Genomic DNA, 14,322 nt, shown 5'->3' on the forward strand with positions numbered 1-14,322 from the left:
TTTTATATGTCTATTAGAGATTGTTGAACACACATTATTATGAAAGATCATCTTAAGAGGGGGGACATTATGTCTACTACATCTGATTCCCGCCATTTTTATTTTCAAGTTATTGATGAAATTAAACGAAGAATTGAAAATGGTGTTTATAAGGAAAAACAAATGCTTCCATCTGAATTTCAATTGACCAAAGAATTGGGTGTTTCGAGAACAGCACTTAGAGAGGCATTACGAATTTTGGAAGAAGATAATATTGTTATTAGGAGACATGGTGTTGGGACGTTTGTCAACTCACGTCCAATTTTCAGTTCAGGTATTGAAGAGCTTTATAGCATACATCATATGATTGAAAAATCGGGTAAAGTGCCAGCATCACAGTATTTATCTACAGATATTGTCGTTCCAACTGAAGAGGAACGTGAGAAATTTGCTCCGCTTGAAGTAAATGAACTAATAAAAATAGAGAGAGTACGTACGGCAGATGGTGCTCCTGTTGCATTTTGTATAGAGAAAATTCCAGCACAAATTATGTCAATAGAGAATATATTTAAAAATGATTCTTTATTTTATATTATGGAAAATTACGCTAACAAAAAAATTGCATACGCTGTAACAGATATTGAACCAATTAGCTATCATGATCGTATTTTTGATATTTTAAATTGTGAACCAGATCAGTCATTGCTGTTATTAAAGCAAATACATTATACAGAAAACGATGAGCCAATTCTTTATTCGGCACATTATTTTCGACCAGATGTTTTTAGATTTCATGTGTTACGCAAAAGATCTTAATCCAGAGATAGAACTGACTTGCTAAACGATTGTTTCAAGTCAGTTTTTTTGTGGAGTAAGGAAATAAAAAAATTACATAATTTAATTTTTTTGCAGAGATAGCACTGTCCAGCTCCGAGCGCCAAAAACGAAGAGCTAACGCGAGTCACCCTACAATAAGTCAATATCGGTTTTGTTTTATAAGGAAGCCCAACTAAAACCAGGCTAAAGCCCAACGTTGGATACCCCTAAAGGGGCATGTTTCCTTTATCTCGGTTGTGCCACTCTAATCTCTACGTTTTTAAACGGGCACTCTGCGCTTTTTTTATGGTTAACTGGAGCTTGATTGGGTATGATTATAGTAATTGGATAAACGCAGTTTTAATTAGGAGGATTTTCATGACAATGATTCAAGAAGAAACAATGAAGTTACAAGGTTATCATTTACATCTTGTTCCTACAAAGAAATACAAAACGATTACAGTAGTAGTCAAATTTAAAGGGATTTTAGAGCGTGAACAAATTACAAAACGTGTGCTTCTACCATATATACTTAGAAAAGGAACAGCAAATTATCCAACAGAGAAGCTGTTTCAAGAAAAATTAAATCAACTATATGGCGCTGTACTGTCCATTGATGGGGCAAAAAAAGGGAATCAACATATTTTAAGCTTTCGCTTAGAATTCGCTAATCAAAAATATATTGCTGATGAAGCCTCAATTTTAGACGAAGCTATTCGTTTATTACATGAAGTAATTTTTTCGCCTTCTCTTGAGGGAGAAGCATTTAAACAAAAAACAGTAGAGCGTGAGAAGGAGTCATTAAAGCAAAGAATTGCTTCCATTGCAGATGATAAAATGGCATATGCTAATCAACGTTTAATTGATGAAATGTGTGAGAACGAAAGGTTCAGCATTCATTCTAGTGGTTATATGGAGGATTTAGAGGATATTGATGCAGAGAATATGTATGCATATTACCAATCCGTTATTCAAGAAAAGATGGATATTTATGTAGTAGGAGATATTCAAAAAGAAGCTATTGTCCATAGTATTCGTACATCATTTGACCGAGAAAATACTTTGATAGCAACTCAAGCAATAACACCAGAAGAACATACTACAAGTGAAGTAAAAGAAGTAATAGAGAAGCAGGATGTGCAGCAGGCCAAGCTACATATTGGTTATCGAACGCACACCACATATCAAAGTGAGGATTATTTTGCTTTACAAGTCTTTAACGGCATTTTTGGCGGGTTTCCTAGCTCTAAGCTATTTATAAATGTACGTGAAAAAAATAGTTTGGCTTATTATGCTTCCTCAAGAGTTGAAAGTCATAAAGGGCTGTTATTTGTAATTAGCGGAATTGCTCCAGCAGATTATCAAAAAGCACGAGAAATTATCGAGCTCCAATTGCAAATGATGCAATCAGGTGATTTTACAGAAAATGATGTAGAAGAGACAAAAGAACAATTAATTAATCAAATATTAGAAACGCTTGACCATACACAAGGTATTGTTGAGATGTTATACCAGGAAGTAATAGGAGAGAGAGATCTTCCACCACATGCGCTTATTGAGGGAATTAAAGCTGTAACCCGAGAGGATATTATTCAGGTTGCTAATAAAATTAAGCAAGATACCGTTTATTTACTAACAGATAAGGGTGAAGTAAATGATTAAGAAAGTATATGATGCGATAGATGAAATAATTTATAGTAAAAAATTAGATAATGGTCTTACAGTCTTACTCTTGCCAAAAGAAGAAATGTCAAAAACCTATAGTTTATTTTCAACGAATTATGGGTCGATTGATCAGTCATTTGTTCCATACAATAGCACAGAGAAAATTACTGTTCCAGAAGGGATAGCACATTTTTTAGAGCATAAATTATTTGAAAAAGAAGATCATGATGTATTTGCTGATTTTGGAAAGCAAGGAGCATCTGCAAATGCATATACATCTTTTACGAATACAGCTTATTTGTTTTCTGCGACAAGCCAAATCGAACAGAATTTATTAACATTACTTGATTTTGTTCAAGATCCTTATTTCTCTGATCAATCAGTGGAGAAAGAAAAAGGAATTATCGAGCAAGAGATTAAGATGTATGATGATCAACCTGGTTGGCAATCATTTATGGGCACAATGAGAGCAATGTACGTACATCATCCTGCAAATATTGATATTGCTGGAACAGCTGATTCGATTAAAACAATCACGAAAGAGGATTTATATACTTGTTATCACACCTTTTACCATCCACAAAACATGACCTTATTTGTTGCAGGTAATTTTAATCCTGAAGAGATTATGCATTTAATTGAGGAAAATCAAAGTAAAAAAGAATTTCCAAAGGCAAAAGAAATCGAGCGATTTTTCCCTGAAGAGCCATCTCAAGTAGCAACAGAAGAATTAGTTGTTCCATTACCTGTATCTATTCCAAAATGTACAGTTGGTATTAAAGAATTGACAAGGGAATTAAGTAAAGAGGAATTTCTTTTTCGTGAGCTGATGTTAGAGATTGTTCTCGATCATTATTTTTCTAAAGGAGGCTCCTTTTATCAAACGCTTTATGATGAGCAACTGATTGATAGCAGCTTTGGCTGTAGTGCGACATTAGAGCGTGGATTTGGTTACACGATGATTAGTGGAGATACAAGTCGACCAGATGACTTTGCAAATAAGGTAAAAGAATTATTATTGCAAACAAAAACCGATGTATTAACAGCAGAAGAGTTAGAAATACTGAAGAAAAAGAAAATTGGGCAACTCTTAAGTGGCATGAATTCTTTGGAATTTATTGCGAATCAATATACACATTATTATCAGTTTGACATTGATTTATTTGAGATGATTCCATCTATTCAAGAAATCACCTTAGAAGCAGCTAATAATTTCTTACAGAATTGGATTGATGAGGAACGCTTAACTGTATGTAAAGTAATGGAAAAGTAGGGTTTCTTATGAAAAAAAGAAATATATTAATCATAGGGGCGAGCGGGGATATTGGTTTATCCATTGCAAATAAGTTATTAGAGCAAGGATACCAGCTTATCTTACATTATTATTCCAATTCAGCTGTTATCGAAGAATTATTTAAACATGAACAGGTGCTTGCCAGTATACAAGCAAATTTATCGAAGGAAGAAGAAATTAAGTTATTTCTAAAACAACTTGCTTTTCCAGTAGATGGAGTAGTCTTTGCTAGCGGTAAAGCACAATTTGGTCTTTTCCAGGATGCATCAGAAGAAATATTAGATGAAATGCTGACTCTTCATGTAAAAGCTCCTTGGATGATTACACAGCATGTACTACCAAGTATGATTCAAGAACAATACGGTAAAATTATTTTTATTTCTTCTATCTGGGGAACAGTAGGTGCGAGCTATGAAGTAATTTATTCAACTGTCAAAGGAGCTCAAAATAGTTTTGTAAAAGCTTTAGCAAAAGAAGTTGCTCCAAGTAGTATATCTGTAAACGCAATTAGTCCTGGGTTCATTGATACTAAAATGAATAATCATCTTACAGAAGATGAAAAAGAAGCTATCCTTGCAGACATTCCAATGCAACGTGCTGGAAAAGCAGAAGAGATTGCAAATACAGTAAATTTTTTATTGGGAGACCAGGCAAATTATATTCAAGGTGAAATAATTCATATCACTGGTGGCTGGTAAGACAAATTATTCCTTTCTATCGTATAAATTTTGTGAAATACAGAATACTAAGCTTGAAAACGATAGGAGGTATGAAAGATGTCTGTACTAGATAATTTCGAAACATGGAAAGACTTCTTAGCAAATCGACTTGGTGATGCTCTTCAACAAGGATTAGGGGAAGAGACAATCACAAACCTCGCTTATGAGGTTGGGGATTATTTAGCTAGCAACGTAGAAGCGAAAAATCCTGAAGAAGCAATGCTAAGAGAGTTATGGAATGCGGCATCAGAAGAAGAACAACATGCAATAGCCAGTACAATGGTAAAATTAGTTCAAGATAAAAGAAAAGCGTAATTCTAGGCAGGGCTACAATAAAATATTGTAGCTCTTTCTTTTATGGCAAAAGCGGAGAGCTAAGCATTTGTATTATATACAATGATATCTGAACATAATTTATTATCCTAAAATCTTTACATTTTCTAAACGAGAAATATGGATACATTTTCTCTTAAAAAGCTCAATAATTAATTATAAAAGCACATTGCTTTTATGTATTTCTTTATGTAACATGTAACATAGGTATGCAACCATATTTGTATATAATTTAATGATTATTTAAAATACTTTTTTAAAGATGATAATTTTTTGATGGGATGAAGAAAATCCATAGATAATAAATAATTAAGAAGAATGAATAAATAGAATTGGAATATATATGAGTATATATTAGCGAAGCAAAAGGTTTAGTGAGAACTTCGACGTTATCAAAAAGCACAAGGCACACGTTGCAGGAGCAAGAATGGACATCCTGTAAAAAACCGAGCTTAGTCGATAAAAGTGCTGTGAAGGCAATCTGGCGCCTATTGGGCCTGGCTTGCTAATTTTCTTTAGATAAATTGAAATGAAGCTGGAAGGTGTTGAATGATGGAGGTAGGAAATGTTTTAAAGGAGGCAAGAATCGCTAAAGGTCTCTCTTTAGAAGAAATACAAGAACAAACAAAAATTCAAAAACGTTATCTTCTTGCTGTAGAAGAGGATAATTTACATTTATTGCCCGGAAAATTTTATGCAAGAGCATTTATTAGAGAATATGCTTTAGCAGTTGATCTTAATCCAGATGATTTGCTTGGAGAAGCTGAAATAGAAGTGCCGAAAGAGATTACTAAAAATAATGTTACCTATTCACGTATGTGGTCAAGAAAGGTAAATTCTCAGACGAAAAACACGTCTTCCTTTTCTTTTGTTCCACTATTTATTGTAGTGTTATTAATTATTGGTATTATATTTGTTGCGATTACCCTGTATCAAAAAGCAATGAATGATGACGCTGATCCAATTGATCCAGATAATAGTAATGGTTTTATTAGGGATAATACAAGTGATGATACAAATGATTCAGATGATGTAGATGCTGATACAGAAGAACCTGAAGAGGAACCGGAGGAAGAACCAGAAGAAACTAATCCTGAATTTGAGTTAATTGATCAGCAAACAGGAAGAAATACGACTTCAACTTATGAGCTGAAAAATGCAGGAGATCAAATTACACTAGAATTGAGCTCTACTGGTGAAACTTGGTTGGATGTCCAAGACAGTGATGGAACATCTATCTATACAGGCACATTAACAGAAAGTGAATCACCTCTTGAATTTGATATTTCGGATGAGGAAAAAGTATATATTCGAACAGGTTATGCAGAGGCATTAGGTATCACAGTAAATGATACTCCGCTTGATATTGAAACTCCACCTAGTGTCCAAATTTTTTGGATTCATTTACAAGAAGGAGTAGAATAAAGAAGATTAGCGTTAGATGAAGTTTTTAGATTTCATCTAGAATTAAGTCTTATTTATTTCTAAGTTGGAGTAAGGAGTTTTAGAAATACAAAGTTAAATAGTTAAAGCCTTTCCTTATCACATGGAGGAGGGCTTTTCTTTCCCATATAGGAGGTACAATTGATGAATATCCCAAATCGAATTACAGTTTTTAGAATTCTTTTAATCCCAGTATTTATTTTATTATATACGGTTCCATTTAATTGGGGAGAATGGGCTATTGGTGATCAGACATTGCCAATTGCTCATTTTATTGGTGCTTTAATCTTTATCTTTGCAGCAGGAACAGATTGGTTAGATGGTTATTACGCTAGAAAATATAATCTAGTAACGAATTTGGGTAAATTTTTAGATCCACTAGCAGATAAATTACTTGTATCTGCAGCTTTTATTTTATTAGTTGAAATTGGACTTGCTCCTGCTTGGGTAGTTATTGTAATTATTAGTAGAGAATTAGCTGTTACAGGTTTACGACTTGTTGCAGCAGGTGAAGGAATTGTCCTTGCGGCTGGGAATATGGGTAAATTAAAAACCGTTACTCAATTATTAGCTATTGCTTTACTGTTATTAAAAAACTTTCCATTCGAGTATATTAACTTCCCGCTTGGAACAATCATGCTATATATCGCATTATTCTTTACAGTAGTTTCTGGAGTCGATTATTTTATTAAAAACTGGCATGTCATGAGGGATTCAAAATGAGACAAATAAACTGTGAAATTATTGCTGTTGGTACAGAATTACTATTAGGGCAAATTGCTAATACAAATGCAAAATGGCTTTCGGAACAATTAGCAGTATATGGGATCAATACGTTTTATCATACGGTTGTTGGCGATAATCTATTTCGTGTAGAGGAAGTATTTCGTCAAGCCCAACAGCGCTCAGATGTGATTATTGTTTCTGGTGGTCTTGGTCCAACAGATGATGATTTAACAAGAGAAGCATTTCAACAGCTTACTAACTTTGAATTAGTGGAAGACAAGGAGTCAATGGATAAAATTGAAGATTTCTTTGTTAAACAAAATCTTGAGATGACTCCTAATAATAGACGCCAGGCAAGAGTTTTTGCTAATGCTGAAGTATTGCAAAATCGGGTTGGAATGGCTCCTGGGATGCGAGTTATATTTGACGATAAGATCTGGTTTTTTCTACCAGGTGTACCAAGGGAAATGAAGCAATTAGCATTAGATGGTGTTTTTCCTTATTTAGTAAGCCAATTAGACGCTCAGGTAACCATTCAATCTATGGTTTTAAAATTTATTGGTATTGGTGAATCGGAGCTAGAACATAAATTACAAGATTTAATTCGTGGACAAAACAACCCAACCATTGCGCCACTTGCTCAAAAAGAAGGGGTTGTCATTCGATTAACTGCGAAGGAACAAACAGCAGATCAAGCAAGAGCATTACTAGAGGATACGAAGGAAAAAATTCTTGAAAAAGTTGGTCAATATTTTTACGGACTTGACAATCAAACACTTGAGGAAAGATTATATTTAAAATTAAAATCACAGAATAAACGTCTTGCTGCCGCGGAGAGCCTAACTGGTGGTATGTTTACAGAAAAATTGGTTTCTATTATCGGTGCATCAGATGTTTGTTTAGGTGGGATTGTTTGTTATGATACAAGTGTGAAAAGAAATGTACTAAAGATTCCTGCTGAAATTATTGATAATCAAGGTGTAGTAAGTGAGGAATGTGCCCTAGCAATGGCCAAAAATGTTTCAGAAATACTAAATTCTGATATTGGCATTAGTTTTACAGGTGTAGCAGGGCCAACCACTATAGATGGACACCCTGTAGGTACGGTATATATTAGTATTTATCAAAAAGACGGTAAGCAGCTTACAGAAAAATTTGTATTTCAAGGCGATAGATTTGCTGTCCGTAGGCGTTCTATGTTAAAAGGATACGAGCTTCTATTAAACTTTTTAAATTCGTAATTTGATCATGCTTGTCATAGAGAAAATTAAATTTTTACATAGGTATTTTTTATTTTTCATATAAATGTTAATACGAAAAAATAAGAACATTCATTCGCATTTTTGTTGGCAAAAGGGAATAAAAGGTGTATGATATACATAGTTAATTGAAGGAGGTTTTACACTTTGAGTGATAGAAAACAAGCTTTAGACATGGCGTTAAGACAAATAGAGAAACAATTTGGTAAAGGATCAGTTATGAAACTTGGTGAAGATGCAGAACGAAAAATCGCAACCATCCCAAGTGGATCCTTGGCTTTAGATATTGCATTAGGAATAGGTGGGTATCCTAAGGGACGTGTAATTGAAATTTATGGACCAGAATCTTCTGGTAAAACAACGGTGGCCCTCCATGCGATTGCGGAAGCGCAGAAAAATGGTGGACAAGTTGCTTTTATTGATGCAGAGCACGCACTTGATCCTAAATATGCAAGAGCGCTTGGAGTGAATATAGATGAGTTATTATTATCACAGCCAGATACTGGAGAGCAAGCATTAGAGATTTCAGAAGCTCTAGTACGAAGCGGTGCTATTGATATTATCGTAATTGACTCTGTAGCAGCACTTGTGCCAAAAGCAGAGATTGAAGGAGAAATGGGCGATGCACATGTTGGTTTACAAGCTCGTCTAATGTCCCAAGCATTAAGAAAATTATCTGGTGCGATTAATAAATCAAATACCATTGCTATTTTTATCAACCAAATTCGTGAAAAAGTAGGAATCATGTTTGGTAACCCTGAAACAACACCGGGTGGAAGAGCCCTAAAATTCTACTCTTCCGTTCGTTTAGAAGTAAGAAGAGCTGAAACTATTAAGCAAGGAAATGACATGGTAGGTAATAAAACAAGAATTAAAGTTGTAAAAAATAAAGTAGCTCCACCATTTACTCAAGCTCTTGTTGATATCATGTATGGTGAAGGAATCTCTAAAGAGGGAGAGATTTTAGATATTGGTTCAGAATTAGATATTGTTGAGAAGAGTGGAGCTTGGTATTCTTATGAAGGCGAAAGACTTGGACAAGGTCGTGAGAATGCAAAACAATTTTTACGGGAAAATGAAGCCGTAATGAATACAATCCATCAAGCAATTAGAGCCCATTATAAATTAGATGAAGTAGAAACAGCAGATGTTCGTGAAGAAGTTCCTGAACAAGATGCTTTAGATTTATAAAATCTTGAATTTGAAAATGAAGCAGACAATCTGTATTTTGGCAGACTGACTGTTTCATTTTTTTCTTTTAATAAGTTTTATTGTTATATGATAAGGTAATAATAGTTCTAAAAAGGGAGAAAGAAAATAGTTAAAAAAGAAGAAACAGGGTCATATCTTAAGTTTACAGCATTGATTAAACAGAAGTTTGGAGTGAGAAGATCATGAAATTTAGAAATATATTTTTCCTATTGCTTATTTTCGGCGTACTATGGTATATCTACGCTGATCATTATAAACAAGATGGCGTGACCGGTGTATGGAATGGGATGAAACAAGATTTTTATGATATTCGTGATAGTGAATTCTTTCATACCTCAATGGAATATGCTAATGATTCTATTGGACGGATAAGCAACTTTATTTCTGACCAAATTTCAAAGGATGAAAAGAATCCTGTAGCTCCCAAACCTGAATTACAAACACCACTAGAACAAACCTTTTCCATTCATAATATTGAAATAGCAGAAGAAAAAGCAGATGTAGAATCAAACCTTCCAGAGAACACGAGAATAACTGCGAATGAGTATAATAGAGATTGGCATACATATCATGAGCATTATCAGAACTTTGTAATGGTTGCTTATGATGCAGAGGATAAAGTATCTGGTTTATTTACAAATCAAGATTTATTAAGCTCTAAGGATGGAATTACATTGAGTAATACAAAACAAGAAGTAAGAGAAATGTATGGAGAGCCGATTCAATCGATACAAAAAGGAATGACACGTTATCGACTTAATGAAAATGAAGAGCAGGATACTTTTAAAGTTGATGGGAACTACGTTACTTTCTTTTATGATAAGCATCAAGGTGAACAAATTGCGGCTATTCAAATTATCTCAGAAGAAATGGAAGCAGAAAAGAAATCGTATTATGGAGAAACAAATGCAGAAATTGCGCAAGGATTTGAGTATCAATTGTTTGACTTAACGAATGCGGCTAGAGCTAAATTTGATAAAAGGATACTCGATTGGTATGAACCAGCTCAGTCAACAGCTCGTAATCATAGTCTAGACATGGCTTCACATAATTATTTTAGTCATGATAATTTAGAAGGTTTATCTCCATTTGACCGATTAACAAATGATGGTATCTCCTATAGAGCAGCAGGAGAAAACTTGGCGATGGGGCAGTCAAGTAGTATTTATGCACATCAAGGGCTAATGAATTCAGAAAATCATCGAAAAAATATTCTACATGATGATTTCCGATTAATGGCAGTAGGTGTTGCACAGCATGAAGATGGTCAACCTTATTATACAGAAGCTTATTTAACTCAATGATTGAAGGTTTCGTCTATTGGTCAAATTGAGGAAATAGATAAAATGCATAAATTAATTCTTGTTTCAGAGCTAGCCATGTCCAGCGCAGAGCGCCAAAAACTAAGAGATTTCACGTCACACCCTACAATAAGTCAACATCGGCTCTGTTTTATAAGGAGGCCCAACTAAAACCAGGCTAAAGCCTAACGTTGGATACCCCTAAAGGGGCATGTTTCCTTTATCTCGGTTGTGCCGCTCCAATCTCTACGTTTTTACGACGCATAGGATGTGCTAGTGCAGGACGTTGTGCTCGTGACGTCACGTTTTTAGTCTGTAAGGGCGCTCTGCGCTTTTCCTAATATGTTAAAGTATGAGAAAAGGATTTAAGTTGGAACGTTTACTTGACATAAATTCACTAGACAATTAAAATTAACATGTATAGTTATATTATTATACCTTTAAGATGTTTTCATTTATTGAATCTGTAAAATGCCGACAATAATGAATCAAACAACTTTATAGCAATAGGAGGTGAGACTGTGGACAGTCCTTTAATCATCTCCATTTTGCTTGCCCTAATCCTGATCGTCGGTATTGTTGTTGGTTATCTGATTCGTAAATCTATTGCAGAAGCTAAAATATCTAGTGCTGAAACTTTAGCGAAACAAATTGTTGATGAAGCACATCGAAATGCGGAAGCGTCAAAGAAAGAGGCACTTCTAGAAGCGAAAGACGAGATTCATAAATTACGCCAAGAAGCGGAAGTTGAAATTCGTGAGCGTCGCTCGGAGGTTCTTTCACAAGAAAATCGTCTAATGCAACGAGAAGAAAATCTAGATAGAAAAGGTGAAACGCAAGATAAGCGTGAGCTCATGTTAGAGAAGCGAGAGCAAACTCTAACGGAAAAACAACAACAAATTGAAGAAATGGAAAGCAAAGTGGAAGCGATGGTCCAGGAGCAGCAAACCGAGCTTGAACGCATATCAGGATACACTACTGACCAAGCAAGAAAGATTATTTTAAATCGTGTCGAACAAGACGTTACTCATGAATCAGCATTATTAATTAAAGAAATTGAAAACCGCGCAAAAGAAGAAGCGGATAAGAAAGCGAAAAATATTCTTTCTCTTGCCTTGCAACGTTGTGCAGCTGATCATGTGGCAGAGACTACTGTATCAGTAGTTAACCTTCCAAACGATGAAATGAAGGGTCGTATTATTGGACGTGAAGGTCGTAATATTCGAACGTTAGAAACATTAACGGGAATTGATCTCATCATTGATGATACACCGGAAGCAGTTATTTTATCTGGATTTGATCCAATACGTCGAGAAATTGCTCGTTTAGCATTAGAAAATCTTGTTCAGGATGGAAGAATCCACCCGGCAAGAATAGAAGAAATGGTCGAAAAAGCGAGACGAGAAGTTGATGAATATATCCGTGAAATCGGTGAAGAGACCACTTTTGACATTGGTGTTCATGGAATACATCCAGATTTAATTAAAATTTTAGGTCGTTTAAAGTATCGTACAAGTTATGGTCAAAATGTGTTGAAACATTCGAGAGAAGTTGCACATTTAGCAGGGTTACTAGCTGCTGAACTTGGTGAAGATGAAATGTTAGCAAGAAGAGCAGGCTTACTTCATGACATTGGTAAAGCGATTGATCATGAAGTTGAGGGAAGCCATGTTGAAATCGGTAAGGAATTAGCAATGAAATATAAAGAGCCAGAGGTAGTAATTAATTCTATTGCTTCACATCATGGCGATGAAGAAGCTACAAGTGTAATTTCTGTTTTAGTTGCTGCAGCAGATGCTCTCTCAGCAGCAAGACCAGGAGCAAGAAGTGAAACATTAGAGAATTACATTAAGCGCTTGGAAAAACTAGAAGAAATTTCTGAATCATTTGCTGGTGTTGAAAAATCATTTGCTGTTCAAGCCGGACGAGAAATACGAATTATTGTTAAACCAGAGGAGATTGATGATGCAGCGTCAATCCATATTGCAAGAGATATTCGAAAACGTATTGAAAGTGAACTCGACTATCCAGGGCATATCAAGGTAACAGTAATTAGAGAAACAAGAGCTGTAGAATACGCAAAATAATATACGCTCTTTCAAATAAAGTGGTCAATCGACCACTTTATTTTTTTAGGAATTATTATAGTGAAAAAGGCTCTTTACAGATTGGATGGGTTGAAATGAAGATTTTATTTATAGGTGATGTTGTAGGTTCACCAGGCAGAGATATGGTCAAGACCTATTTGCCGAAGCTAAAGGAAAAGTATCGCCCGACAGTAACAATCATTAATGGTGAAAATGCAGCGTCGGGAAAAGGGATTACAGAAAAAATTTATAAAGATTTTTTATCTTGGGGTGCTCAAGCTGTAACGCTTGGTAATCATACATGGGATAAAAAGGATATTTTTGAATTTATTGATGAAGCGAAATACTTAGTTCGTCCAGCAAACTATCCGGCGAATAACCCTGGAAAAGGGATTGTCTATGTAAAAATAAATGATATAGAAGTAGCAGTCATTAATGCTCAGGGAAGAATATTTTTGCCAGCTATAGAAGATCCCTTTGATAAATTAGATGAACTAGTGACAGAAGCAAAAAAACGAACAAATTATATTTTTGTTGATTTCCATGCTGAAGCAACTAGTGAAAAGCAGGCAGTTGGTTGGTATTTAGATGGAAGAGTAAGTGCTGTAGTTGGCACACATACACATGTACAAACGGCAGATGAACGAATTTTACCGAACGGTACAGCATACATTACTGATGTAGGAATGACAGGACCTTATAATGGAATTTTAGGTGTAGAAAGAGATAGAGTCATTGAAAAATTTAAAACTAATCTACCAACACGTTTTGAAGTTACCAAAGATGGGAATAATCAATTAAATGCGGTATGTATTACTTTAGATGCTAAAACGGGTCAATCCAAGAAGATCGAGCGAATTTTAATTAATGAAGATCATCCATTTTATGGGTGAATATTTGAATAATTGTAAAAATTATTGCATAATAAAAGATAAGTAATAAGTAATCATCCCTAAGAATATACTAGTCGAAGAACTACATTAGCAAATGAAGGAGGTACTAGTAATGGATGTATTAAAGGTTTCAGCTAAATCAAATCCAAACTCAGTAGCAGGTGCACTCGCAAATGTATTAAGAGAACACGGTTCAGCGGAGCTTCAAGCAATTGGTGCTGGTGCAATTAATCAGGCGGTGAAAGCTGTGGCGATCGCTAGAGGTTTTGTTGCACCGAGCGGCATTGACTTAATATGCATACCAGCGTTTACTGATATTCTTATTGATGATGAAGAACGTACTGCAATAAAATTAATTATAGAACCACGATAAGTAAGAATTGCCTTAAGGGTGCTGCATAGATTTGCAGCACCCTTTTCCCTGTTTTTCCACTCATAACTTTCTTGTTTGATTATTTGTTGGTATCCATGGCTATCCGTAATCATGAGGTTAGGGATCATAGAGAGTTTTTTCATGATCGGAACCCAATTTAACTTCCTTAATTTATTTTTCTATTGTAAAGCTTTAAATAACATGAATTTATATTTTCGATCA

General features: G+C 34.9%; 13 protein-coding genes. All 13 read left to right on the forward strand.

Annotated features, from left to right (window positions below; all coding sequences use genetic code 11):
* Nucleotides 1–69 precede the first annotated feature (69 nt).
* The 13 genes from AB4Y30_RS07580 (at nucleotide 70) to AB4Y30_RS07640 (ending at nucleotide 14,100) form a co-directional block, all read left to right on the forward strand.
* Nucleotides 70–795 (forward strand): GntR family transcriptional regulator, encoded by a 726-nt coding sequence (locus AB4Y30_RS07580; protein WP_368654877.1) that lies wholly within the window; start codon nucleotides 70–72, stop codon nucleotides 793–795.
* A 378-nt stretch (nucleotides 796–1,173) separates the two neighbouring features.
* Nucleotides 1,174–2,457, forward strand: a complete 1,284-nt coding sequence (locus AB4Y30_RS07585) for a M16 family metallopeptidase (RefSeq protein WP_368654878.1) — start codon at nucleotides 1,174–1,176, stop codon at nucleotides 2,455–2,457.
* Nucleotides 2,450–3,733, forward strand: coding sequence for a M16 family metallopeptidase (locus AB4Y30_RS07590; protein WP_368654879.1), 1,284 nt, complete (start codon nucleotides 2,450–2,452; stop codon nucleotides 3,731–3,733). Before AB4Y30_RS07585 ends, AB4Y30_RS07590 begins: the two co-directional genes overlap by 8 nt.
* A gap of 8 nt (nucleotides 3,734–3,741) precedes the next feature.
* Nucleotides 3,742–4,452, forward strand: a complete 711-nt coding sequence (locus AB4Y30_RS07595) for an SDR family oxidoreductase (RefSeq protein WP_368654880.1) — start codon at nucleotides 3,742–3,744, stop codon at nucleotides 4,450–4,452.
* Nucleotides 4,453–4,530: 78 nt separating this feature from the next.
* Nucleotides 4,531–4,788, forward strand: a complete 258-nt coding sequence (locus AB4Y30_RS07600; RefSeq protein ID WP_368654881.1) for a DUF3243 domain-containing protein — start codon at nucleotides 4,531–4,533, stop codon at nucleotides 4,786–4,788.
* Nucleotides 4,789–5,355: 567 nt separating this feature from the next.
* Nucleotides 5,356–6,231, forward strand: a complete 876-nt coding sequence (locus AB4Y30_RS07605) for a helix-turn-helix domain-containing protein (RefSeq protein ID WP_368654882.1) — start codon at nucleotides 5,356–5,358, stop codon at nucleotides 6,229–6,231.
* A gap of 162 nt (nucleotides 6,232–6,393) precedes the next feature.
* Nucleotides 6,394–6,972 (forward strand): CDP-diacylglycerol--glycerol-3-phosphate 3-phosphatidyltransferase, encoded by a 579-nt coding sequence (gene pgsA / locus AB4Y30_RS07610; protein ID WP_368654883.1) that lies wholly within the window; start codon nucleotides 6,394–6,396, stop codon nucleotides 6,970–6,972.
* A complete protein-coding gene (locus AB4Y30_RS07615) occupies nucleotides 6,969–8,216 on the forward strand; it encodes a competence/damage-inducible protein A (protein WP_368654884.1) in 1,248 nt (415 codons plus the stop codon). Before pgsA ends, AB4Y30_RS07615 begins: the two co-directional genes overlap by 4 nt.
* Nucleotides 8,217–8,381: 165 nt before the next feature.
* Nucleotides 8,382–9,425: a recombinase RecA gene (gene recA, locus AB4Y30_RS07620; RefSeq protein ID WP_368654885.1), complete on the forward strand. Its 1,044-nt coding sequence runs from the start codon at nucleotides 8,382–8,384 to the stop codon at nucleotides 9,423–9,425.
* Nucleotides 9,426–9,628: 203 nt separating this feature from the next.
* A complete protein-coding gene (locus AB4Y30_RS07625) occupies nucleotides 9,629–10,750 on the forward strand; it encodes a CAP-associated domain-containing protein (RefSeq protein ID WP_368654886.1) in 1,122 nt (373 codons plus the stop codon).
* Nucleotides 10,751–11,268: 518 nt separating this feature from the next.
* Nucleotides 11,269–12,834 (forward strand): ribonuclease Y, encoded by a 1,566-nt coding sequence (gene rny / locus AB4Y30_RS07630; RefSeq protein ID WP_368654887.1) that lies wholly within the window; start codon nucleotides 11,269–11,271, stop codon nucleotides 12,832–12,834.
* 95 nt (nucleotides 12,835–12,929) lie between these two features.
* On the forward strand, nucleotides 12,930–13,727 hold the full coding sequence (locus AB4Y30_RS07635) for a TIGR00282 family metallophosphoesterase (protein ID WP_368654888.1): 798 nt from the start codon (nucleotides 12,930–12,932) through the stop codon (nucleotides 13,725–13,727).
* Nucleotides 13,728–13,839: 112 nt separating this feature from the next.
* Nucleotides 13,840–14,100, forward strand: a complete 261-nt coding sequence (locus AB4Y30_RS07640) for a stage V sporulation protein S (protein ID WP_368655193.1) — start codon at nucleotides 13,840–13,842, stop codon at nucleotides 14,098–14,100.
* The last annotated feature ends 222 nt before the right edge of the window (nucleotides 14,101–14,322 follow it).

It is taken from the genome of Ornithinibacillus sp. 4-3 (assembly GCF_040958695.1).
Classification (GTDB): domain Bacteria; phylum Bacillota; class Bacilli; order Bacillales; family Amphibacillaceae; genus CALAMD01.